This is a genomic window from Nonomuraea typhae (genome assembly GCF_009760925.1).
Taxonomy (GTDB): domain Bacteria; phylum Actinomycetota; class Actinomycetes; order Streptosporangiales; family Streptosporangiaceae; genus Nonomuraea; species Nonomuraea typhae.
Genome location: NZ_VRLV01000004.1, coordinates 171,979 through 192,909 on the forward strand (window position 1 = coordinate 171,979; position 20,931 = coordinate 192,909).

The 20,931-nt window shown below is 66.2% G+C and carries 28 protein-coding genes; 24 read left to right on the forward strand and 4 right to left on the reverse strand.

Annotated features, from left to right (window positions below; genetic code table 11):
* Positions 1–54 precede the first annotated feature (54 nt).
* The 7 genes from FVE25_RS16730 to FVE25_RS16760 all read left to right on the forward strand — a co-directional run bounded on the left by FVE25_RS16730 (position 55) and on the right by FVE25_RS16760 (position 6,206).
* Positions 55–384, forward strand: a complete 330-nt coding sequence (locus FVE25_RS16730) for a hypothetical protein (RefSeq protein ID WP_157247880.1) — start codon at positions 55–57, stop codon at positions 382–384.
* 238 nt (positions 385–622) lie between these two features.
* Positions 623–1,678 (forward strand): alpha/beta fold hydrolase, encoded by a 1,056-nt coding sequence (locus FVE25_RS16735; RefSeq protein WP_157247881.1) that lies wholly within the window; start codon positions 623–625, stop codon positions 1,676–1,678.
* Positions 1,679–1,703: 25 nt separating this feature from the next.
* Entirely contained in the window at positions 1,704–1,844 is a 141-nt protein-coding gene (locus tag FVE25_RS16740) for a hypothetical protein (protein ID WP_157247882.1), read from the forward strand.
* Complete coding sequence (locus FVE25_RS16745) at positions 1,841–2,956, forward strand: methyltransferase domain-containing protein (RefSeq protein WP_157247883.1); 1,116 nt, start codon at positions 1,841–1,843, stop codon at positions 2,954–2,956. Before FVE25_RS16740 ends, FVE25_RS16745 begins: the two co-directional genes overlap by 4 nt.
* A 1,539-nt stretch (positions 2,957–4,495) precedes the next feature.
* Positions 4,496–4,711, forward strand: a complete 216-nt coding sequence (locus FVE25_RS16750; RefSeq protein WP_157247884.1) for a zinc finger domain-containing protein — start codon at positions 4,496–4,498, stop codon at positions 4,709–4,711.
* Between the two features lie 734 nt (positions 4,712–5,445).
* Positions 5,446–5,748: a hypothetical protein gene (locus FVE25_RS16755; protein ID WP_157247885.1), complete on the forward strand. Its 303-nt coding sequence runs from the start codon at positions 5,446–5,448 to the stop codon at positions 5,746–5,748.
* Positions 5,745–6,206, forward strand: coding sequence for a hypothetical protein (locus FVE25_RS16760; protein WP_157247886.1), 462 nt, complete (start codon positions 5,745–5,747; stop codon positions 6,204–6,206). Before FVE25_RS16755 ends, FVE25_RS16760 begins: the two co-directional genes overlap by 4 nt.
* A gap of 103 nt (positions 6,207–6,309) precedes the next feature.
* Here FVE25_RS16760 and FVE25_RS16765 read toward each other — a convergent pair whose 3' ends face one another.
* The gene (locus FVE25_RS16765) at positions 6,310–6,639 is read right to left on the reverse strand and encodes an Lsr2 dimerization domain-containing protein (RefSeq protein ID WP_157247887.1); all 330 of its coding nucleotides are present in this window, start codon (positions 6,637–6,639) and stop codon (positions 6,310–6,312) included.
* A 424-nt stretch (positions 6,640–7,063) separates the two neighbouring features.
* Here FVE25_RS16765 and FVE25_RS16770 point away from each other — a divergent pair, with 424 nt between their 5' ends.
* From FVE25_RS16770 to FVE25_RS16830, 14 genes are all read left to right on the forward strand, one after another.
* On the forward strand, positions 7,064–7,300 hold the full coding sequence (locus FVE25_RS16770) for a hypothetical protein (protein WP_157247888.1): 237 nt from the start codon (positions 7,064–7,066) through the stop codon (positions 7,298–7,300).
* Positions 7,301–7,482: 182 nt separating this feature from the next.
* Entirely contained in the window at positions 7,483–7,926 is a 444-nt protein-coding gene (locus FVE25_RS16775; protein WP_157247889.1) for a hypothetical protein, read from the forward strand.
* Positions 7,927–8,125: 199 nt separating this feature from the next.
* The gene (locus FVE25_RS16780) at positions 8,126–9,382 is read left to right on the forward strand and encodes a hypothetical protein (protein WP_157247890.1); all 1,257 of its coding nucleotides are present in this window, start codon (positions 8,126–8,128) and stop codon (positions 9,380–9,382) included.
* Complete coding sequence (locus tag FVE25_RS16785; RefSeq protein WP_157247891.1) at positions 9,375–9,629, forward strand: hypothetical protein; 255 nt, start codon at positions 9,375–9,377, stop codon at positions 9,627–9,629. The genes FVE25_RS16780 and FVE25_RS16785 overlap by 8 nt, the downstream gene beginning before the upstream one ends.
* Positions 9,630–9,689: 60 nt before the next feature.
* Positions 9,690–10,292 carry a pyrophosphohydrolase domain-containing protein gene (locus FVE25_RS16790; protein WP_157247892.1) on the forward strand — a complete coding sequence of 201 codons (603 nt, stop codon included), beginning with the start codon at positions 9,690–9,692 and terminating at the stop codon, positions 10,290–10,292.
* A 505-nt stretch (positions 10,293–10,797) separates the two neighbouring features.
* On the forward strand, positions 10,798–10,989 hold the full coding sequence (locus FVE25_RS16795) for a hypothetical protein (protein WP_157247893.1): 192 nt from the start codon (positions 10,798–10,800) through the stop codon (positions 10,987–10,989).
* 4 nt (positions 10,990–10,993) lie between these two features.
* Entirely contained in the window at positions 10,994–11,143 is a 150-nt protein-coding gene (locus FVE25_RS16800) for a hypothetical protein (protein WP_157247894.1), read from the forward strand.
* Between the two features lie 3 nt (positions 11,144–11,146).
* Positions 11,147–11,713 carry a KTSC domain-containing protein gene (locus tag FVE25_RS55160; RefSeq protein WP_246267100.1) on the forward strand — a complete coding sequence of 189 codons (567 nt, stop codon included), beginning with the start codon at positions 11,147–11,149 and terminating at the stop codon, positions 11,711–11,713.
* A 60-nt stretch (positions 11,714–11,773) separates the two neighbouring features.
* The gene (locus tag FVE25_RS16810) at positions 11,774–12,109 is read left to right on the forward strand and encodes a hypothetical protein (RefSeq protein WP_157247895.1); all 336 of its coding nucleotides are present in this window, start codon (positions 11,774–11,776) and stop codon (positions 12,107–12,109) included.
* Positions 12,099–12,563 carry an XF1762 family protein gene (locus FVE25_RS16815; RefSeq protein ID WP_157247896.1) on the forward strand — a complete coding sequence of 155 codons (465 nt, stop codon included), beginning with the start codon at positions 12,099–12,101 and terminating at the stop codon, positions 12,561–12,563. Before FVE25_RS16810 ends, FVE25_RS16815 begins: the two co-directional genes overlap by 11 nt.
* Positions 12,553–12,675 (forward strand): hypothetical protein, encoded by a 123-nt coding sequence (locus FVE25_RS56290; RefSeq protein WP_281367859.1) that lies wholly within the window; start codon positions 12,553–12,555, stop codon positions 12,673–12,675. The genes FVE25_RS16815 and FVE25_RS56290 overlap by 11 nt, the downstream gene beginning before the upstream one ends.
* Positions 12,672–13,046 carry a GNAT family N-acetyltransferase gene (locus tag FVE25_RS16820; RefSeq protein ID WP_157247897.1) on the forward strand — a complete coding sequence of 125 codons (375 nt, stop codon included), beginning with the start codon at positions 12,672–12,674 and terminating at the stop codon, positions 13,044–13,046. The genes FVE25_RS56290 and FVE25_RS16820 overlap by 4 nt, the downstream gene beginning before the upstream one ends.
* Positions 13,043–13,276 (forward strand): hypothetical protein, encoded by a 234-nt coding sequence (locus FVE25_RS16825; RefSeq protein WP_157247898.1) that lies wholly within the window; start codon positions 13,043–13,045, stop codon positions 13,274–13,276. The genes FVE25_RS16820 and FVE25_RS16825 overlap by 4 nt, the downstream gene beginning before the upstream one ends.
* A 304-nt stretch (positions 13,277–13,580) precedes the next feature.
* Complete coding sequence (locus FVE25_RS16830; RefSeq protein ID WP_157247899.1) at positions 13,581–13,922, forward strand: hypothetical protein; 342 nt, start codon at positions 13,581–13,583, stop codon at positions 13,920–13,922.
* Between the two features lie 42 nt (positions 13,923–13,964).
* Here the strand turns inward: FVE25_RS16830 and FVE25_RS16835 are convergent, their stop codons facing one another.
* Complete coding sequence (locus tag FVE25_RS16835; RefSeq protein WP_181019616.1) at positions 13,965–15,104, reverse strand: tyrosine-type recombinase/integrase; 1,140 nt, start codon at positions 15,102–15,104, stop codon at positions 13,965–13,967.
* A gap of 161 nt (positions 15,105–15,265) precedes the next feature.
* Here FVE25_RS16835 and FVE25_RS16840 point away from each other — a divergent pair, with 161 nt between their 5' ends.
* Positions 15,266–15,520 carry a helix-turn-helix transcriptional regulator gene (locus FVE25_RS16840; protein ID WP_157247901.1) on the forward strand — a complete coding sequence of 85 codons (255 nt, stop codon included), beginning with the start codon at positions 15,266–15,268 and terminating at the stop codon, positions 15,518–15,520.
* A gap of 100 nt (positions 15,521–15,620) precedes the next feature.
* Here the strand turns inward: FVE25_RS16840 and FVE25_RS16845 are convergent, their stop codons facing one another.
* Complete coding sequence (locus FVE25_RS16845; protein WP_181019617.1) at positions 15,621–16,850, reverse strand: tyrosine-type recombinase/integrase; 1,230 nt, start codon at positions 16,848–16,850, stop codon at positions 15,621–15,623.
* Positions 16,851–17,502: 652 nt separating this feature from the next.
* On the opposite strand from FVE25_RS16845, the gene rny reads away from it, so the two are divergent.
* A complete protein-coding gene (gene rny / locus FVE25_RS16850) occupies positions 17,503–19,140 on the forward strand; it encodes a ribonuclease Y (protein WP_157247903.1) in 1,638 nt (545 codons plus the stop codon).
* Between the two features lie 54 nt (positions 19,141–19,194).
* On the opposite strand, the gene FVE25_RS16855 is transcribed toward rny, so the two are convergent.
* The gene (locus FVE25_RS16855; protein ID WP_157247904.1) at positions 19,195–19,800 is read right to left on the reverse strand and encodes a TetR/AcrR family transcriptional regulator; all 606 of its coding nucleotides are present in this window, start codon (positions 19,798–19,800) and stop codon (positions 19,195–19,197) included.
* 88 nt (positions 19,801–19,888) lie between these two features.
* Here FVE25_RS16855 and FVE25_RS16860 point away from each other — a divergent pair, with 88 nt between their 5' ends.
* A complete protein-coding gene (locus FVE25_RS16860; RefSeq protein ID WP_219825525.1) occupies positions 19,889–20,926 on the forward strand; it encodes a saccharopine dehydrogenase NADP-binding domain-containing protein in 1,038 nt (345 codons plus the stop codon).
* The last annotated feature ends 5 nt before the right edge of the window (positions 20,927–20,931 follow it).

Below are 20,931 nucleotides of genomic sequence, written 5' to 3' on the forward strand. Positions count from 1 at the left end.
CAACCTTGGGCAATCTCCTAGTCAGCGCGCAGACGTGCACGTCACCGTCGGTGTATGACCCCCCGAGCCGCCGAGAGCACCCGGAACGAGATCACCCGTGAGACCGCCGAGCGCCACGAGCAGCGCCTTCAGGGGGTGATGAATCTGCTCGCCGCTAACCGCGGGGAGGTGCATTTCCGGCTGGTCTCCCGTATCCGCCTCCACATGGAGAGCATGGTTCCCCGCTACTCCGAACCCGAACTGGAGATCTATGACCATCGGGGACGTGCACGGGCCACCATCACGGTAGAGCGCAAGGAGTTCAGGGTGGCGCTGATGCTGACTGGTGGCGTCGTTCACGTCAAGGAAGCCAGGCAGGCCGCACTGCTGGCGGGCACACCGTGAACGAGCGGGGTGTAGCGGTTCTCGTCCGTGGCTTCCCGCGCTGGGAGATCACCGAGTCGTGCGTCCCCGGCCGTTTGATCGCGACCCGGCGTAGCCCCGTACCCGGCCAGGACAACGTTCACCGCGGTTCCCTTCAAGAGCTGCGGCGGGCGCTCGAAACAGAAGGACGCGGCGGTCAAGTCCTTTATCTGCCGCAAAGCAAGGTCAGCTAGCCCCCTCGCGTCGAAGGAGCCATGTCGTGACCATCATCGGTAGAACTGCTGTCGGCTTCGCCCTGGCGGGTCTCGCCAGTGCCCTGTACCAGAAGACATCCGAGCGGACTGACCTCCGCCGCTTCCCCGCACCCGGCCGCTTCGTCATGGTCCGAGGCCGGCGACTGCACGTGCACGCCGAGGGCGAGGGCGGCCCGACTGTAGTCATCCTGCCCGGTATGACCGATAACGGTCTGGGCTGGGTCCACGTCCGGCGGGGACTGGTGCCGGGTCAGCGGGTGTGGCAGTACGACCGGGCGGGGCTTGGATGGAGCGAGGGTCCGTCCTGGTGGGAGTGGCGTGGCTGCTCGGCGCTGGCCGATGAGCTCCACGAGGTTTTGGAGGCGTCCGGCGAGCCGGGCCCGTTCCTGCTCGTCGGTCATTCGATGGGCGGGGAGATCGCCCGGCTGTATGTGGCCCGCCACCGTGACCAGGTCGCTGGGATGGTGCTCGTGGATGCCCCTTCCGAGCGTATGACCTGGATGATCGAGGAGTTCGGTTGGCGGGATGCCGGGCCGCTGCGGCACTGGGGGTCGGCCCTGCGCTACGCCGTGATGCCCTGCGGCCTGGTCCGCGCTCGGCTGCTCTTGGCGATCCGTCGAGGGGAAGAGCCGGACATGCTGCGTCGGATGCGGCAGCGCCTCCCGGCCGAGCTGGTCGAGCTGGGGATGGCGCTGGAGTTGACCAGCGGGCAGCGCCGCGCGGAGGTCCTGGAGGATCTCGGCCGGGCCGGAGCCATCAAGGTCCTGGAGGCCGGACGCACGCACTTCGGGAATCTGCCGCTGACCGTCATCTCTAAAGCCCCATACCCGGCAGCAGACACCTACTACGGCGACTACTTCGCCAGCAGGCCGCCGGAGGTCGCCGAGCGCTACAACCGCGTCTGGGCGCGCATCCAAACCGACCTGGTCAGCCTGTCCGACGACAGCACGCTGATCGTCGCCGAGCGGGCCGCGCACAACATCCAGGCCGACGAGCCTGAGCTGATCGTCAAGGCCGTCACCGACATGTGCGCCAAGCTCCGGACCGCGAAGTCCAGCTAGGCCCAACAGGTAGAGGGAGAATGCCATGAGACCCCAGGTAGGCAAGCACGACGACAACAAGAAGCCCGGCGACAAGCCGCTGCCCAAGCAGCCGAAACCGTCGTCGGACGGCACGCAGCCGGGCGGCAAGGGCGACGGCTCACACGCCGGAGGCGAGAAGAAGTGACCGATCTGAGCGACCAGATAGCCGGGCCCTTCGAGCCGCTGGGCCCCCGATGGCTGCAAGCCCTGGGATCGAACCCGCGAGGGCTGTTCATCCCGAGCCAGGCGTGGGTGTCGCCGGGCGACGGGCCCGGCTATGTGATCGACCGTGACGCGGATGCCTCGGCCTGGGAGAAGGCCGTCTACAGCGACATCTCGATCGTCACCCAGATCGACGACGGGGCCACACCCGTTGTCGACGGCTACGAGGACGGGCGACTCTACTCCTCGTCCAACTCCATGCCCACGATCGTGGCTGCCGAGCTTGGGCTCCTCGGCCTCCACACCGACGATCACGTGCTGGAGATCGGCACTGGAACCGGGTGGACGGCAGCGCTCATCTCCAGTTTCGTCGGTGACGGCCAGGTGACCACGGTTGAGATCGACATCGACGTCTACCGGCAGGCCGGGGGCAACCTGGCGCGGGCCGGTCACGACGACGTCCGGCTGATCCACGGGGACGGCACCCTGGGCTATCCCAGCGGCCAGCCGTACGACGCTGTGCACGTCACCGTCGGCGCGATCGAGGCGTCGCCCGCATGGATCGAGCAGACCCGGCCAGGCGGCACCATCGTGTTCCCGTGGATGCCGACATGGCGGTACGGTGCGTTCGTTGCCCTGCGGGCCGTGGGCGATGGCACAGCGGTCGGTCGTATCGAATCGGGCTGCTCGTTCATGATGATGCGCGGCCAGCGCTCCGGGGAGCTTCGGGGGCTCGGCGACGACGTCCGCAAGCGCCCGGCCCGGATCGACCCGCAGCGAATCGCCGGGGAGTGGGCAGCCTCGATCTTCCTGAACGCGATGCTGCCCGGCGTCGTCTGCACCACCGAGCAGGACGGCGGGTTCGTGCTGTGGGCTCACTCCGACACCTCAGCCGCCTACGTCACGTGGGATGAGGAGGTGGGCGACTGGATCGTGCAGGCCAGCGGCGACCGCGACCTGTACGGCGAAGCCGAGGAGGTGTTCCTGCGCTGGATCTCCTGGGGTTGCCCGGCCAGCAACCGGTACGGCTACAGCAGCACGCCGGAGGGCGACGTCATCTGGGTGGACCATCCCGGGCGGGTCGTCAATCTGTGATCAACGTGACCAGTCCCGTCCGAGTGCTGCCTGGTCATCCTCGCGGAGGATGACCGGGCAGTCCATGGGGGGAGAGCGCTACTTGACCGGCCTCCAGTGCCAGGTGCCATTCGGGTACTGGGTGCACTTGTATTTCCGGCTGTGCGTAGCGTGCCGCATCGAGTAGCCGTACTGGTTGTACTGAGCCTTCGCACAGAACGCGCCCGGCGAAACACAGTCCCAATGCTTGCCGTGCTTGTAGTAGTACCGGCCGCTATCTTGCTTCTCCGTGCACCAGCCTGCGTTTGATGTCGTGGCGGCAGCCGACGCAGCCGGGATGGACAGGAAAAGGAGGGAGGCAGCGCTGAACGCCGCGCAGAGGGATTTCCGCACAAGTCGTGATCATATTTGTGGTGTTGTGGCCGCGCTAGTGTCCCGATTTCGAGATTTCGCGCCCCAGAGTGCATGACCCGCGAGACCCTGACCAGGCACTTGGTGCTGGCCACGCCTCACGTGGTGTGCCAGGAACTCGAACCCGGCTCACTAGCTCCCGAGATCGGGCGGCGTCGACCTGCCTACTCAGGCGAAACGTCGTGGGGCAGGCCACTCTCTCATCCGGCGATGAGATGGCCATCAGAGTCGCGATGCACGTTCTGCGGGACGTCGTGCTTTCTGAGGTACAGGTTCAACGCTGTTGTAACCGTGGTTCGCCCACGCTGCCCGGAAGAGTCGCAGGAATGCCAGAGCCGTGCACGAGAGATCGGAGCCACTCGAACGGAGAGATGACCAGATCGGGGTCTTCACCGCTGCCGTTCGGTCGCCGGTTCGCGCGTTGCTGTAGTCGTGCGGTAACGCTTCAGTGAATCCTGGGTCGTTCTTGTTGAGCTCGGTGGGGGCACCCAGCGCGTCGGCATAGTCGGTGATCGCCGCCTCGACAATCTCCTTCGGGCCTTTCCCGGTCGACAAGCGCGAGGCCGGCAGCGCGTGGGGCCATATTGAGTGGGGGCCGGGCAAGGCTTCATAGGCACCCGCCACGGAGCCGTACCCAGTCAGCATCGAACTGGACGACCCCTGGCGCGAGGGCGATGAGGTGACGATCGGCCGCTATCCCCGTGATCAACGTGGTCGAAGCTTGGGGCCTGTCGCCCATGTTGGACATCACCGCCCCCGGCATCTGGACTGGTTCACTCAAATGGACAACGGCGAGTTCGTCGCGTGGATGGCCCACGAGGACGGCTCGTGGGAGCGAGCGACATCTACCCATCCAAGCGGCCGGCCGGCGGTACACAGGGCGGCCCAGGCGTCGGTGGGACCTCCTCGACGAACTAAGGGACTACCGGCTTCAGCATGGGGAACTGTCAGTGGGCGGGCCGGAGCAATGGTGAACCCGATGGCCAGATCGCCCTGCGGCGTGGAGGGTGGGAGGCGGTTATCGCGTAGTCGAGGAGAACGCCGCGACTTCCCGCAACGCTTCAAAGAACTCGGAGGCATGGAGCTCTGCTTGCTTTGCTGGCAGTTGCGTTAGACAGCTCAGCGACGAGGCTCGTTAGACTCTGCGTCATGGCTACCAAGAGGGTGCTGCCGCAGCACAAGCGCTTCGAGACGGCTGACGTCACGTGCCCTCGGCTGGAGTGCATGGCGGTCAAGGGTCAGCCGTGCATGACCAAGGCCCGCCACCGCGGCATGGTGCCGCAGGACAAGCTTCACCCTGAGCGTCGCCAGAAGCAGGACGAGCTCGACCAGCAGCGAGCTGAGCGTGAGCAGGATGAATCCTAGTCGAAAGTCGGAGTGAATATCCGGCTTTACGAGAACTTGTGTGAAGTCATGGGCGTGCTGTAGCGTCTGCCCGTCGAAACAATCTTGAGGCACGGACGGGCGCCAGAAGCCCGCCACGCGCTGCGTTCCGCAGGCGTCCCGCCATGGAGGCACGAGGCGGAATGAGTACCTCCCGCCGGCTAACCCACCGGGTGTAGTGCGAGGCCCGAAAGGGCTGGAGGGGTCACTGAATCTACAGGCGGCCAGGCTTTGGTCCCCGAAGTCCCCACGCGCGACGGCCACCGTTCCGGCAAGGTCCCGATGTCCGGGGGATAGGCCGCGAGGCACGGGATCGGAACACGGCAGGCTCGGCCTGGACCCCGCAGAGGGGTGCGCCCTGGACGACACCATCCCCGCGGGGGAGCGGGCCTGGGCGCTGGACCCTGTAGAGCATCCCGCCCTGGGGACGCGTAATGACCGTCCTGGCAGCGATCCGACCGATGCGACCGACCGACGGCGTACGGAGATGAGCTGACCCCCACCTGCTCGTGAGACGACCCTCCTGAACGGGAGAGTTGTGCCGTTTCGCGAGCAGGGGGGCGGGCTCCCCTCCCTGGCTTCCCTCCCTCGGGCCCCGGAGATGGCCCACCCCAACTCTTGTGCGAAAGTCGTACTCGCTATTAAGCTTTACGTGAATTGATCGGTCGACTCACCACCGGCCGTAAGCCGCCACACCCAACCACGAAGGATCCAGCATGTTCACCAACGACATCGCCGCAGTCATGACCGGCGCGATGGACGCCGACCTGGCCGTCGACCGTATCGAGCTCCAGGCCGCGGTCGCACACCAGATCGTCTGCCTCAAGACCGAGCGCGTCCTGGACGTTCGCGACGCGGTCTACTTCCACGTCACCGGCCCGGCTGGAAACACCGGCGCCGACGTCGTCGACGCCGACTGGTTCGACGGCTACGAGCCCGAGCTGCGCACCATCTGCCGAGAGAAGGGCATCACACTGCGCGTTCTGGACGGCCGCAAGCTCTTCGGCGCCCGGCGGTGAAGATCGACCTGTCCTTCACGGTGTCGGTCTCCGAGGACTCCTGGGCCGACCGATTCGGAGTCGACCTGCTCATGTGTCCGTGGGATGTCGGCTACCACCTGAGCGACGCCATCGGATGGCTGCCCGGCATCTCCGACACCAACGCCCGCATCCACTGGCGCGGCTCGCGCCCCGCGGCGAGCGAGCCGGGCCGCTGGGTTGAGAGCTTCCACATGGTCATCGAGGTCCCCGCGGCGAGGTGGGAGGCATGGGCACAGATCAAGCCCGGGCGAGCCCGGCGCGACGCGATCGAGTACCTCACCTGCTCCGTCGCGGCCGGCCTGCTGGTCGACACCGACGCGGTTGTCACCTGGCAGCAGCCCGCCGGGGGAGACCCAATCGACATGGCCCAGATCGTTCCGAAGCAGCGGGCCCAGCTCCTGTTCCGCTGGCCCATAGGTCGAGAGAGTGAGCGGTAGGCGCCGGCGGACCCGCGCCAGAACACGTTTCTTACTTCGTAAAGGCCCAACGACGAAGCCCCCAGCGTTGTGGCGTTGGGGGCTTCGTCGTGTACGGCTCCGGTCAGGCAGCTTCGATGGCGGCCCGGTAGGCGGCCACGACATCACGGCGGATGAAGCCGAAGTCGTTGACCGCGATGCCGTTGGCCTTGGCCCATGCGCGGATCTTGGGCGCCTCTGCAAGGCGCCGCTGGGCGGTGACGCTCGCGGTGGATCGCGGGTTTGTCACTCGGCGGCCGTGGGTGATGTACGGGGCCATCTTTTGGTCGAGCTCGGCCTCCCTCTCGCGGGACAGGTCGATCTCGAAGCTGTATCCCTTGTAGGTCACCGGGACAGTGCTGGCAGGCTCGCTGCCGTCGAAGTCGTCGGTGATCGTTTCGATGACCACAAGCATGGGTGGGTCCTTTGGTGGTTGGTTTGGTGGTGCGGCGACGCTACCAACTCAAACCAATTCTCGTAAAGCCGGAGCGGTTGTTAAGCTGTCGCAGTTGTTACGTGGCCTGTGGCGGGACGGCATCGCTACGCCGATAGGCCCATGGGGAGGGGCCTATCTGAGGCGAGCCCAAGATCCGCAGCCAGAAGGCCGCCGCCGACCACGCCTGTAGCAGCCGACCGCAACCAAGATGTCGGCGCTATCACAAGATCCGCCAATCATCGCCGGATCCGCCGTGCATCGCTAAGTGTCACACCCGAGACATAGCATTGCCTGCGATAATGGCCATCCAGAAGTCGAACTAGTGTGCTAAACGCGCTAGAGTTGGCCTCCCCGGGTGTGCTGACCGGGTGCCTCCACGAGATATGACGAATGATGGGTGAAGATGACCCGCTATGCCCTGCCCGATGTGACCGGGATCGCCCAGCCGCAAGCCATCCCCACCATTGCGGATGTCGAAGCAGACTTGATTGACTTGGCGCGGCAAGGGCTGGTCGAGATCCGTCTGGGGCCTGACGGGCGGGCGCACTACTTCCCTACCCCTTTGGGGTTGAAGGCGTTCTGGGACGCAGACGACGATCCCGAAGTCGACGGCGAACCCCCTAGTAGGATCGAAAGCTGAACCTGTGATACAGCTTTCGTTATATGTGTAACCTATGTGCTTCGGTAGCATCCAACAATATAAGTTGCTAATCTCAAGCCTGAGTCCCGACAGCTCCGCCGCTGTCGGGCCTCGGGCTTGAGGCGTTCTAGCCCCTCCATGAACGCTTGAAGTCACCCGCGAGACCGAACAAGGAGATAGCGATGGCGATCCAAGCCGTCTGCGACAGGAAACGTGGTGTGGATGACAATGGGAAGGTTGTCCTGTGCCAGAAGCCACTCGATACCCAGCAGGAGACCAACGTCGTCATCGGCAACCAGGCAGGCTCGGGCCACCTGTGCGCCGAATGCGCCGCCGAGCTGGTCGAACTGGCCAACCAGTTCGTCGACCTGACCGCCCTCTCTCGCAAGCGCGCCGTAGGCAGAGCCCTGGTCGCCAGCTCGGGCGCAACCCGTCCCCGACGCGGCCTGGCTAGGACGGACGCCAAGACCCTCACCGGCGCCACAGCCGAGGAAGTCCGCGCCGCCCTGCTGGGCTGGAAGCAAGACGACCCTGAGCTTCCTATCACCACCAAGGAGGCCGGCCGTATCCCCCCGGCCGACCTGCGCTACTACAAGGAGCGCATCGACCAGGAGGCGACCAGATAGAAGGGCGGCCCAGGGCTCAAAAAGCTCAGCCGCCACTGATCCACATCCTGACGTCACCCTCGTAGGTACGACCTACGGGGGTTTTCGTGCATCCCCGGCCCTGTTCTTACGTATCAACTACCCTGCGCCAGAGTTGATGCGACAGAGCCCGTCCCTATAGCGTCCCTCGCACTCCCCTTGAGTGAAAGCGAGAGCGTGTATGGGGCTTTACGAAATATCTGCGAGTCGATCAGACGTCGCGACCATCCTCCACGACACCACCTACACCCACGTCCAGGCCGCCCACCGAATCACCCAACTCGGCGTCACCACCACCGAATCCAGCGTCCGTCGCGCCCGCCGCACCCTGGACATCCCCACCACCACCCAGACCACCGACACCACGGCGTCCCACAACAGTCCTGCCACTGACGGCGAGCTCGAGCTCACCGACGAAGACCGCATCAAGGACCTACGCCGGGCCAACCTCAACCTCATGAACCGCCTGGCCAAGGCCAAGGCATCCAAAGCCGAACTCGTCGAAGCCGTCTTCCAGGCCGCCCGCGACGCCGCAACCGGCCTCAACCTCGACCCCGTCCCCGCACCCACCGCGCCAGCCGGGCCGGGCCGCGAAGAAGTCGCCGTCGCCATGCTCGCTGACTGGCAACTCGGCAAGGTCACCCCCACCTACAACTCCGCCGTCTGCGAAGAGCGCATCAACCTCTACGCCGACAAGCTCCTGCGCATCACCGACATCCAGCGCGCCGGACACCCCGTCAACGAACTGCGCGTCTGGATCCTCGGCGACATCGTCGAAGGCGAACTGATCTTCGGCCACCAGCCCCACACCATCGACTCCAGCCTCTACCGCCAGACCGTCGTCGACGGCCCCCGCATCCTCGGCACCTTCCTACGACGCATGCTCGCCACCTTCGACCGCGTCCACGTCACCGCCGTCGTCGGAAACCACGGCGTCCTGTCCGGCGGTCGACGCTCCCGCTTCAACCCCGAAACCAACGCCGACCGCATGCTCTACCGCATCGTCGAGGCCATGTTTGAGCACGAGCCCCGCATCACCTTCACCATCCCCGACGGCCATGGCGAAAGCTCCTGGTACGCCATCGACCGCATCGGCGACCAGTACGCCTGCCTGCTCTTCCACGGAGACCAGATCCGCGGCGGATTCGCCGGCTTCCCCTTCTACGGCCTGGGCAAGAAGGTCTGGGGCTGGAAATCCGGCGCCATCCCCGAAACCTTCAACGACGTCGCCTTCGGCCACTGGCACCAACTCGTCGAAGTCACCCTCAACGGCACCATCGCCCGCGGCTGTGGCAGCCCCGAGAGCTTCAACACCTACGCCCAGGAACAACTGGCCGCCATGGGCCGCCCCAGCCAACGCCTGATGTTCATCGACTCCCGCAAGGGCGACGTCACCAGCGAGTACAAGATCTGGCTCGCCGACGGCCTGTATGACTGACCCGCACACCTACCTCGTCCTGGCCGCCAACTCCGTCGCCGCCCGCGACATCGTCAACAAGCTGCGCCACCAAGGACGACGCGTCCGCTACGTTTTCGGCCTGCGCGACATGTACGGCCACGACCCCCAACGGACCGCCCTGGTCCTGGGCCACGGCTACCAACAGCGCAGCGACTGGCACGAACTCCACAGCCACATGCGCTTGCTCATCAACCTCGGCGCCACCATCGCCGACCCGCACCGCTAACAACGGCCGCCTCACCACCGGCTGCAATCCACCACTACCACCAACCGAAGGAACACCAACGTGCCCACCAGCGACACCACCGCCAACCTCTCGCACTCCCTCCGGCACGCAGACCCCTACGCCCACAGCCCGATCGACAACGGCGACGGAACCGTCACCTTCACCCTCACCCGTCGACCCCAGACCGGCCCCACCTTCCAGATCAGCCGACAGCACGACGAAACCGGCAAGGCCCATGTCGTCATCCGCTACTACGACCCCATGCGCTTCCTTGCCGAATGGCACGAGATCACCGAGACCAAACGATTCGTCGAGCTCGACTACGACTACGACCGCGCAGACCTCGTCGAACTGCGCATGCGCCTCATCGCCGAGGAGTACAACGAAGTCCGCGCGGAGCTCATCAACCACTTCAACGGCCACGGCAGCCTCCCCCACCTGGCCAAAGAGCTCGCCGACCTCCTCTACGTCGTCTACGGCACAGCAGACCTGCTCGACATCCCCCTGGACCGGGTGATGGAGCTCGTCCACGACAACAACATGCGAAAGCTCGACCCCGAAACCGGCCAGATCAAGCGCCGCAGCGACGGCAAGATCCTCAAGCCAGACGGGTTCCAGGAACTGTCCTACGACGACATCGCCGCCATCATCACCAGCGCCTGACGCATGGCCGGTCGACGCCCAGGCGGCCCCACCCGGCCGCCACGCCGCCCCACACCGCTGATCCAGATGCTCAGCCCCGTCGAGACACGCGAGCACCTCAGCAAGCGCCTGGCCAGCCTCAAGGCCGAAGGCAAGAACACCAGCCGGACGGAGCGCGACCTCCGATCCGCCGAGAAGCGCGCCCAGGCCGAATCCCGCTGGCTGAAACACACCCCCGAGCCGCCCCCGGCCATCGGCACCAGACACAGTGTCAGAACCGTATCCGGCGGCCTCCCCGGGCACGGAAAACGCCGATAACACCACCTGGCACAACTCGCCGATATAACCGAAGAAACACGCGACGGTACCGTCGAATCAGACGTCACAAGCACGACTGATCGGCGGTACCGTTTTGCCTTCCATGCTCGCTGAGGCCATCACCCCAGCAGCGGATTTCCTTTCAAATCCGTGGTTCCTCGGCCCTCTCGCAGCATTCGTCTTCCTTATATTCACTCAGGAAGTCGTCGTGCCAGGAAAGGCATACCGGCGCGTCGTCGACGAGAACGCCCGCCTCAACGGCGTCATCGAGCAGGTCGTCCCCGTCGCCCAGTCCATGGTCGAGTCGGCCAAGCAGAACTCAGCAGTCCTCGAAGACGTCGTCGCCGTACTGGAGGACGTGGTCACCGCCCTGGCGGACGCCAAGAACCCGAAGGCGTGACCCCATGGCCAGGGACACCGAAAGGGACCACAGCGGCCCCGTAGCCACCGCGCGGCGCGCCCTCCTGGCCGCCCTCGACGACATGAGCGAGGTTCTGGCCGACCTCAAGGTCACCGCCGACCGATGCCGCACCCTCGCAGAGAAGGGCGCCTAGACAGTGGCCCGCAGACGAACCCCCGTTCCCCGCCTCGACCTTCCCGGGCCCCGGCCGGTCGCCATCCCCGCCCCCAAGCCCCGCAACCGGCCAGCCATCCCGTCGGTCGCCTCCCTGCGCCAACAGCCCTCGCGCCTGGACCGCTGGGCCGACCTCGTCCTCGGCCCCAAGCAACCTCCCACCCCCGCCGGCAACGGGTACGAACAGCTCGCCCTCGACTTCACCCAGGCCGACGACACCGACGACCGCGCCCTCCACATGGACCCCATGGAGTGGTGGGCCCGAGAAATGGCCGCCCGCGGCAACGACGTCTACCTGTTCGCCTACCAGCCCACCCCAAGCATCAACCCGCCTCGCCCGCGCACCCTGGCCGCCGGATACGCAAAGTCGATCAGCACCCTCTACATCCGCTTCAGAAACGGCAGCGTCTACGGCTACTACAACGTCACCCCGAACATCTGGCGAAATTTCCGCCGAGCCAAATCGCCGGGACGCTACATCAACCGCGTGCTGAACTTCTATCCATACGCGCCAGAACCAGACCTCGACATGCCCACCGGCAACCGCTAACAAAGCAACTAGCCGCCAGAAATTACAACCCTCGAAACCATTCTCAATAACGTTTCCAGCGTGTTCAAGACCTATGAACTCGGGAAACTCTACTTCCAATTCCTGAGAATGAATAAAATCGGGCCGATCATCGAACTGGCCCCCACCCAGGAAGTCGACTTCCCTTTCCGCGTCGGCCGCTGCGCCATCCTCCGCCTGCCCCTCACCACCCGAGCGCTCGCCATCGGCATCTGGACCGGCACCGAGCCCGACGAGGACAGTGCCATGCTCCGCGCCCTCCAGGCCCACATGGAGCACGCCCTCAGCGACGACGGCACCCTCCTCGACCGCTTCCAACGGCCCAACCGCATCACCGCGGACCCCGACAGCGAGAGGCCCCAGGCTGATGCCGAGTGACCTCCACATCGTGCCGGTGACCCTCGCCCAGGCCAAAAACTTCGTCACCCAGCACCACCGCCACCACAAGGCACCCGTAGGCCACCGATTCAGCATCGGCCTGGCCGACACCACCAACACCCTCATCGGCGTCGCCATCGCCGGCCGACCCGTCGCACGCCACTACGACGACGGCCTGACCCTCGAGGTCACCCGCACCTGCACCCTCGGCACGCGCAACGCCAACTCCAAGCTCTACGGCGCCGTCCGACGCATCGCCACCGAGATGGGCTACCAGCGCCTCATCACCTACACCCACGCCACCGAAAGCGGCGCCAGCCTCAGGGGAGCGGGCTGGACCCACACCTGCACCCGGGCCGCCCGTCCCGGCTGGAACTGTGCCACCCGCAACCGCGCCGACCACGGTGTCGACCGCACCGAGCGCCTCCTGTGGGAGGTGCGCCTTGCCCACTGAAGCTGACCACCAGCGCGCCCGCGAAGACAGTGTCCGCACCATCGTGGCCGAGGCGGCGCTCAACATCGACGACGAGTTCGCCCTGCTCGACATGCTGGGGCTGATGGCATGACCCTCAGCCCCCACCAGTTCCTGCCCGAACACCTCGACCGCATCCAGCACGAGCTCCGCGACCGTTACCCCCAGGCCCAGATCAACCTGTCCGGACGCCCCCTCACCGACGGGAGCGCCAACGTCAGCCTCGACCGCATCGTCCTGCCCAAGGAAGCACGCGGCCAAGGCCACGGCAGCGCCATCCTGCGCGACCTTCACGCCGCGGCCGACGCCCACGGCTGGACAGTGTCCCTCACTCCCAGAACCGACTACGGCGGCACCAAATCCGGCCTCGACCGCTTCTACCGACGCCACGGCTACACCCCCAACAAGGGGCGCAACAAGGACTACGAGATCAGCAACACCATGATCAGGAGACCCGGACAGTGAGACTCCGCCGCCTCAAGCAACACGACGCCTCGCGCGACCTGGCCCGCAAGCGCCTGGCCCGCCTTCCCGTCCCCGACGCGCTCTCCTGGGGCGACGTCTGCCTCGCAGGCGTCTGGCGCGAACTAGAGGACTACCGCAAGGACAGCGCCCCACACCGACTCGACGAAGCCCGCCGTGGACTCCAGAGCATGCTCGGTCTCCTGGACGACCTACAGAACCGCCCTCAATAGCGAGATCACCCATGCGCACAAGTTGCGATCACCTGTTCGACAGCCGATGCTTGATGCAAACAGCCGCGTTGGCGGCTGTTGGGCCCTGGGCGCATCGCGACAACGACACCCAGGGGACGCCCGGTGTCTCCCCAAGACGACGACGGGACATGACTGCTGCTGTTGGGCAGACATAGATTCTCGCTGGACCCAGCAGGCGCTCTGCCGAGGACGGGTCAGGATAGGTAATCGAAGGCGACTACGAGAAGAGGGGAGGAGCGCATGACTCCTAACTCCACGAGTGTGCGGACGGCCTAGGTAACCCATGATGGCCAACGCCGAGAGAATCCTCTCGGCGGTTGGTCAAGGAGGCGTCTTCAGCCTTCTGGCCCTGGTGATTGCGGTCTTGGGAGTGATCAGCCTTTTCTGGCTGGCCTGCCGTAACCAGGTTCAGAACGGTCACATCCGCTTCCTGGGAATCCTGTCTATCCGCTGGGAGAACCCACGCACACAAGAAGGAAACAGCATCGAGACGCCAAGCGCGGACTCGAAGCAAATCGACGTCCAGGCCAGTGACATCGGGTCGCTGGGCGAATCAGTCCGCGAGCAGCAGTCGGGGGAGGTGAGACCTCCCCGCAAACGCCGTCGAAGGCAACGCGGACGCTGAACGTCGAAGGCCCCGAACCCTTGTTCGGGGCCTTCGGCCGTTCTAGGCCGCAGCCAGCGCAACATCCATGGCTGCCGCACCTCGCGTGAACGACTGCCGGAGCAGGTCCGCGTAAATCCGATAGGTCGTCTCAATCGAGTCGTGCCCCAACCACTTGCTGACATGCGTGATGTCCGCACCGTTCTCGATCGCATGCGTGGCGAAAAAGTGCCTCAGGTTGTGCTGCTTGATCTCCGGCCGCAGGCCAACCTTCCTCCGCGCACGGGCGAAGGCGGCCGAGAACGCCGAGTGGCTCACCGGCTGGCCCGCCTTGACAGGGGAGGGGAACAGCGGCTGGCCATCAGCGATGCCGTACCGCGCCACGTGCTCCTGGTACTCCCGAAGAACGTCCCGCGGCAACGGGATGATCCTGCCCTCGCCGACGTCCTTGTGCTTCAGCGGCCCATACCCCGCACCGTGGTCCAGCCACTGCTCGTCGATGTAGATGGTGTCCGTTCCACGCAGCAGCCCGGCACGCGCGCCCAGTGCCTCGCCTTGACGTAGACCGCATCCGGCCATCAGCCAGATAGCCAACCGGTAGCGGGGACCGATGGCATCCGCCAGGGCCCCAACCTCATCCACACGCGGGAGGATGCGCTTGCCCACCTTCACCTTGGCCAGCTCGTGGCCTCTGGCTGGGTTGTCATCCCGCCACTTCAACCGAATGGCCAGCTCGAAGATAGGACCCAGAAGGTTGACCACACACGTCTGGATCAGCCCCGGCTCCGCTCCAGACTTCTTCAGCTCCTGAATGAACTGGTTCACGCCGTCGAAGTCGACCTCGGCCACCGACATCTGTCCGAGGTACGGCAGCACATGGTTGGTCAGCGCGGAGTCGTACTTACGGATAGTGCTCGCTGACAGCGAGGACCGCTGCTCCAGCCAGGAGGAAGCGAACATGGACAGCAGGGGAGCGGCCCCCTTGGGACGCATGCCCTGACGGATCTTGCGCTTGAGCTCGTACTGCGCGCAGAGGTGGTCCAGGGCCTCGGTGTGGGTGCTGAACGTGAGCTCACGCTGCTTGCCCTCGATGTCGCGCCAGCGAGCAACCCGCGGGCACTTGCAGCGGGACTTCTCGCCGTGCTTGCAGAAGGCGGGACGCAGGACGGAGCCCATCCCGCGACGAAGGGTGGCGGTAGCCATGAGGTGTCCTTCATGGGCTGGTGAGGCCCTGGTTGGTGGTGGTGCGGTCAGCATATGAACGTGTGATCACCAAGTCCACAGGAATATCTCTGAAAGTTGCACGTGTAGTGTGACTTTCGCCATATTGACTGGGGAGTTGATACCCATGGTGCGCTGGTCGGGTGACCACCAAACACACCAACCAGGGCCTCACCAGCCCACGCGACCAGTTCGCCGACATCGCCCTGATCGACGCCGAGATGCTCTGCGAACTATGGGGCGTCGAGAAGGAATGGATCTACGACCAGGTAGAGAAGGGCGGCCTGCCACACATCAAGCTCGGCCGCCGGACCACGCGCTTCTCTGTCCCGGACCTGAAGAAGTGGATGGCCGCACGAACCATCATCAGACGAGGGCGCGAACGCCACCCAGCCTAGAGGTCCACGATTTGAAGGCCCTGCGAACATTACGCCTAAGCCCTCCCGTAGGAGGCCGGGAGCCCGCAGCCGATCTTAACGGCCGCGGGCTCCTTCGCGTCTAGCTGGCGAAGTCGAACTCGATGCCGATGCTGTCGAGCACGTCCGGGTTGATGAAGTGGACCCCCGGCCGCTCGACGATGTAGTGCTCCATCAGTACCTCGCGCGTGTGCCCCAGGCGCTTGGCGATGTAGATACCGCTGACCCCTGCGTCCAGCAAGGCGATGGCGTGCGTGTGGCGCAGGTTCTTCATCGGAATCGGCGCAAGCCCCCCAGCGACCGCTGCGGCCTCAAAGATCTTCCCCCACCCATCGGGGTCCAGGTACGGCGATTCGGCCCTCTGCGGCTGTTCTGAGTCCTCCTCGGGCATTCCGTTGCGCCTGCGCCGCTGCTTGCGGGAGTACTCGTTGGCCGAGGCCGTGCACCACGGCCCCTTGCACCTGCCGGTGTAGTAGTTGTTGTAGTGGCCGTGCTCAAAGAGCCGCCCCGTCTTGGGCGACACGATGGGGCCCAGCGCCTCACAGGCCGCCGTCAACTCCTCAACGGTTGGACGAGGGCTCTCGTCCTTCGGGGTCACCAGGTAGGCCGGGAACAGAAGATCGTCGCCCGACAGGCCGTAGTCATCGATGTAGGAGCGCAGCACCCGCAGGATCTCGTTGCCCAGGTCGACCTCACGGTCCTTGCCGGTCTTGGTCCCGGGCATCTCGATCAGGCGATAGGGGTACTCCGGCAGCAGCCGGGAGAGCTTCACCACCCGCTTGTTGATCGCGAGCCGCGCCCGCACGAAGTTGACATCGGACACTCGCAGCGCGGCCATCTCGCCGAACCTGGCCCCCACAGACGCCTGGGTCATCGCGTAGGTCTTGGCCGGGCGGTTGGGAAGGTGCGGCAGGAAGGCGTTGAACATCGCCATGTCCCAGGCGTGCTGCGGAGCTCGCTGGAAGGAGGGTGTCACCTGACCTTCCACCGGATTGTCGTCCCGGTAGCCGTCGTTCCGGGCCATCTTCATCAACGCCGACAGCGCGGAACGCACCACCTTCATCGAGGAAGCCGGAGCGCCGTCCTCCTCCAGCTTCAGAAGGAGCCTTCGGATGTTCTCGCGCCGCAGTTCCGCCACCCGGAAGTCCCCGATCAGCGGAACCACGTGCCGGAACAGCACCGCCCGGTACTGGAGCTTGGTGTTCGGAGTCACTCGGTGCTGCTCAAGGAAGATCGGAATGAACTCTTCCAGCGTCACCGTGGCCCGGAACTTGGGATCGGTGCCCATGAGCGAGTCCGCGGCCTCCTCCATCTGCCTGGCGACCTCCAGTGCTCGGTCGTAGGAGTCGAAGGTGCCGGCGCTCTTGTACCGGTGGACCAGTCTTTTGATCTTCTCGGTGGTCCCGTTGCCTCGCTCGACCACTTCTGTGACCCACTCGCCCTTAGGCTCGCGGTACATTCCGGTGTAACGGTCAGTGCCTCGCTTGCCACGGTTGGTCTTCACGTATGCCATTGCCAGCCCCTCATTGCACGCTGTCGCGTGTCCGGTATGTGCACCTTAGGGACTCTTTGGCGGTAGAAATCTCGGTAGAACGCGCCCGATCCGGCACCGCCCGGCACGCTCCGCCACGAGGGGGCAAATTGCCCTTGACCTGGGGTAGGAGTTGCTACGCGACGCCTGACCGTGAGCAAACCCATGCTTGCTCGTGACTTGTTCGACGCATAACCTCGACGGCAGTGAGGAGTTACTCCGCGCAGCGCGGATTGCCATACCGGTGAACGACGTACGAACGAGCTCGTGTGACCGAGACAGGCGAGGTGTCGGCTGGGTGAGCCGACGCCCGGTCGGTCTTGGCGTGATATCGGTACCTACGCCGATCGCTCTATCCGTGCAGCGCACGTGACCCCTCCCGTTTTTCAGGCCGCGTTTGGAAATCTTGTGACGCGAGGAGGGCGGGGAGCACATGGAGCCGCTGGTTGTGGTGCTGTTGGTGGCCGTGCTCCTCTTGGTGTTCGTGACCATCGCCACATTGGTGATCGTCCTGCGGCGCACGTCGGGTCAGGTCGCGCGTACGGCGAAGCCGTCCCCCGAGCAGTTGGCCGCCGTGCACGGTGAGCTGGAGCAGGCGCGGCAGGAGGCGGGCGAGATCCGGCAGAATGCGGAGGCGATCCGGCACAAGGCCGAGGCCGACGCCCAGGAGATTCTGCGCAGATCTGAGCATGCGGCGGCGGGTGCGGCGCAGCTGCGGCAGGAGGTCGAGGAGCAGAGCCGCGTCCTCAAGTCCGAGGTGAAGGAGCTCCGCGCCGATCTCGAACGCCGGGAGGGCAGGCTGGCCGAGCGGGAGCAGCGGCTGGACGAGGAGGCGCGCCGCCAGAGCGAACGCGACAGGAAGCTGGCCGAGACCGAGACGGAGCTGGCCGGTCGCCGGGAGGAGCTGCTGCAGGTCGAGGACGAGCGGCGGGCCATCCTGGAGCGGGTGTCCGGTCTGACGGCGGATCAGGCCAAGGCGGAGCTGGTCAAGGAGATCGAGAACCAGGCCAAGCGCGAGGCGGCGCTGATCATCCGGGAGATCGAGGGTGATGCCCGCAAGGAGGGCGAGAAGCGGGCTACCAAGATCGTGACGCTGGCCGTGCAGCGGGTGGCGGCCGAGCAGACGGCGGAGTCGGTCGTCAGTGTGCTGCATCTGCCGGGCGATGAGATGAAGGGCCGCATCATCGGGCGCGAGGGCCGCAACATCCGGGCGTTCGAGTCGACGACGGGTGTGAACCTCATCATCGACGACACCCCGGAGGCGGTGCTCCTGTCGTGTTTTGACCCCGTGCGCAGGGAGACGGCGAGGCTGACGCTGGAGAAACTCGTCCTGGACGGCCGCATCCATCCCCAGCGCATCGAGGAGGCCCACGACCGTAGCCGCCAGGAGGTGGCGGACCTGTGTGCCCGGGCCGGCGAGGACGCCCTGGTCGAGCTGGGCATCACCGACATGCACCCCGAGCTGACCCTGCTCCTCGGGCAGCTCCGCTACCGCACCTCCTACGGGCAGAACGTGCTCAAGCACCTGATCGAATCCGCCCACATCGCGGGCATCATGGCGGCCGAGCTGAAGATGGACCAGACGCTGATGAAGCGCTGCGCCCTGCTCCACGACATCGGCAAGGCGCTGACCCACGAGGTGGAGGGCTCCCACGCGCTGATCGGCGCGGAGATCGCCCGCCGCTACGGCGAGTCCGAGGACGTGGTCCACGCCATCGAGGCCCACCACAACGAGGTCGAGGTCCGCACGGTCGAGGCCGTGCTCACGCAGGCTGCCGACGCCATCTCCGGCAGCCGCCCCGGCGCCCGCCGCGAATCCCTGGAGGCGTACGTCAAGCGGCTGGAGCGCCTGGAGGAGATCGCCCAGTCGTACGACGGCGTGGACAAGGTCTTCGCCATGCAGGCCGGCCGCGAGATCCGCGTCATGGTGAAGCCGGACGCCATCGACGACATCCAGGCCCAGGTGATCGCCCGCGACGTGGCCAAGCAGGTCGAGGAGGAGCTCACCTACCCGGGCCAGATCCGCATCACCGTCGTCCGCGAATCCCGCGCCACGGAGTTCGCCCGCTAGAACCTCACTCCCCTGTACGGCGGAGCCGCCGCCGCGGGAACCGGAACCAAAGGGCTACCCGGTCCGGAACGCGGTGAGCAGCCGCTCGGCCTCCATGGCCAGGGCCGGCAGGGCGGCGGCCGGATCCGGGGACCGGGCCAGGAGCATGCCCGCCTCGCACAGGGCCCCGAACATCAGCTGGGCCCGGATCGCCGTCGCATCCACTCCCGGCTCATCCTCCTCCGGAACCCCGATGGCCGCCCGGAGGCCGGTGAGGAGGACGCGGAGCGTGTGGGCGTACTGGATCTCCCTGACCTCCGCCCACCCCAGGACCGAGGGTGCGTCCAGCAGCACGATCCGCCGGAATCCGGGATCCAGGCAGCGCTCCAGGAAGGTACGGCAGCCGAGGCGCAGCGCGGCCCAGGGGTCGGGGGTGGTGGCGGCGACCTGTTCGAGGCGGCCGGCGATCTCCTCCTGCTCGCGGGTGAACGCGGCGCGGAACAGCCCGGGTTTCCCGTCGAAGTGGTGGTAGGCGGCGCCTTTGGTGACGCCGGCGGTGGCGGCGACGGCGTCGATGGACGTGGCGGCGTAGCCGTACGCGCCGAACAGTGTCCGCGCCGCGCCGATCAGCTGCGACGTGGTCGTGTCCGAGCGCTCCGCCTGTGTGCGGCGCGGCGTCATTCTCGTGCTCCCCATTGACTTACATACTCGCGGTACGTAACTTCGAACCACAGTTACATACCGACAGTATGAAACATGGAGGTGGGCCGTGTCCCCTCGTACGAACATCGCCATTTATGGGGCAAGCGGGCACACCGGGCGGCTGGTTGCCCGGGAGCTCGCGGCGCGCGGCCGGGAGGTCGTCCTGGCCGGTCGCGATGGAGGAAAGTTGAAGGCGCTGGCCGATGAACTCGGTGGCGCGCAGGTGCGGCAGGTCGCCCTCGACGACGAGCGGGGGCTGCGGGAACTGGCCGGTGAGGCGGGCGTGCTGGTGCACTGTGCCGGGCCGTTCACGCACACCGGACGGCAGGTCGCGCGGGCCGCCGCCGACGGCGGGTGCCACTACGTCGATCATGCGCTGGAGCAGCATCACACCGCCTGGATGTTCGACGAGATGGGACCGCGTGCCCGGGCGGCGGGCATCACCATGGTCACCGCGATGAGCTTCTACGGCGGGCTCGGCGACCTGCTCGCGGGCGCCGTGGCCGCGGGCATGAGCGGCATCGAGCGGGTGACCGTGGCCTACGCGGTCAGCGACTGGATGCTGACCGCCGGTGCCAAGAGCACCGCCGAGCTGCTGTTCGCCGACACCCGGCGCATCACCTACACCGGCGGCGCCTTCCACGTCGGGGACCTCGAGCCGCGCAACGCCGTCTACCCGTTTCCGCCGCCGCTGGGGCCGCGCACGATGATCGCGCCCATTCCGTCCTCCGACGTGGTGACCATCCCCCGGCATGTCCGGGCCGGGCGGGTGGAGGCGCAGCTCACCGCGGACACGTTCACCGACGAGCGCGCGTTCACCAGCGAACACGTCGACGCCGCCACCCGCGCCGGGTCGAGGTTCACCGTGGCGGTCCAGGTGGTCACCGCCGACGGCAACCGCGCCGGGCAGGCCGCCGGGCACGACCTGTGGCGGGAGAGCGCGCTGGCCTCGGTGGAGGCCGCGGTCCGGCTCGTGGATGCCGAAGCCGGCGGCGGCGGCCCCGGCCCGGGCGTGTACGGCCCGGCCGAGGCGTTCGCGGCCGAGCCGTTCCTGCGTGACCTGGAGCGCCTCGGCCTGTTCACCCTCACCCTCCCCACCTCCTGAGACGA

Coding starts and splice junctions, on each gene's coding strand:
- FVE25_RS16730 (WP_157247880.1), top strand. CDS start 55: ATGACCCCCCGAGCCGCCGAGAGCACCCGGAACGAGATCACCCGTGAG.
- FVE25_RS16740 (WP_157247882.1), top strand. CDS start 1,704: ATGAGACCCCAGGTAGGCAAGCACGACGACAACAAGAAGCCCGGCGAC.
- FVE25_RS16750 (WP_157247884.1), top strand. CDS start 4,496: ATGGCTACCAAGAGGGTGCTGCCGCAGCACAAGCGCTTCGAGACGGCT.
- FVE25_RS16755 (WP_157247885.1), top strand. CDS start 5,446: ATGTTCACCAACGACATCGCCGCAGTCATGACCGGCGCGATGGACGCC.
- FVE25_RS16765 (WP_157247887.1), bottom strand. CDS start 6,639: ATGCTTGTGGTCATCGAAACGATCACCGACGACTTCGACGGCAGCGAG.
- FVE25_RS16770 (WP_157247888.1), top strand. CDS start 7,064: ATGACCCGCTATGCCCTGCCCGATGTGACCGGGATCGCCCAGCCGCAA.
- FVE25_RS16775 (WP_157247889.1), top strand. CDS start 7,483: ATGGCGATCCAAGCCGTCTGCGACAGGAAACGTGGTGTGGATGACAAT.
- FVE25_RS16780 (WP_157247890.1), top strand. CDS start 8,126: ATGGGGCTTTACGAAATATCTGCGAGTCGATCAGACGTCGCGACCATC.
- FVE25_RS16785 (WP_157247891.1), top strand. CDS start 9,375: ATGACTGACCCGCACACCTACCTCGTCCTGGCCGCCAACTCCGTCGCC.
- FVE25_RS16800 (WP_157247894.1), top strand. CDS start 10,994: ATGGCCAGGGACACCGAAAGGGACCACAGCGGCCCCGTAGCCACCGCG.
- FVE25_RS16815 (WP_157247896.1), top strand. CDS start 12,099: ATGCCGAGTGACCTCCACATCGTGCCGGTGACCCTCGCCCAGGCCAAA.
- FVE25_RS16820 (WP_157247897.1), top strand. CDS start 12,672: ATGACCCTCAGCCCCCACCAGTTCCTGCCCGAACACCTCGACCGCATC.
- FVE25_RS16830 (WP_157247899.1), top strand. CDS start 13,581: ATGATGGCCAACGCCGAGAGAATCCTCTCGGCGGTTGGTCAAGGAGGC.
- FVE25_RS16835 (WP_181019616.1), bottom strand. CDS start 15,104: ATGGCTACCGCCACCCTTCGTCGCGGGATGGGCTCCGTCCTGCGTCCC.
- FVE25_RS16845 (WP_181019617.1), bottom strand. CDS start 16,850: ATGGAGGAGGCCGCGGACTCGCTCATGGGCACCGATCCCAAGTTCCGG.
- rny (WP_157247903.1), top strand. CDS start 17,503: ATGGAGCCGCTGGTTGTGGTGCTGTTGGTGGCCGTGCTCCTCTTGGTG.
- FVE25_RS16855 (WP_157247904.1), bottom strand. CDS start 19,800: ATGACGCCGCGCCGCACACAGGCGGAGCGCTCGGACACGACCACGTCG.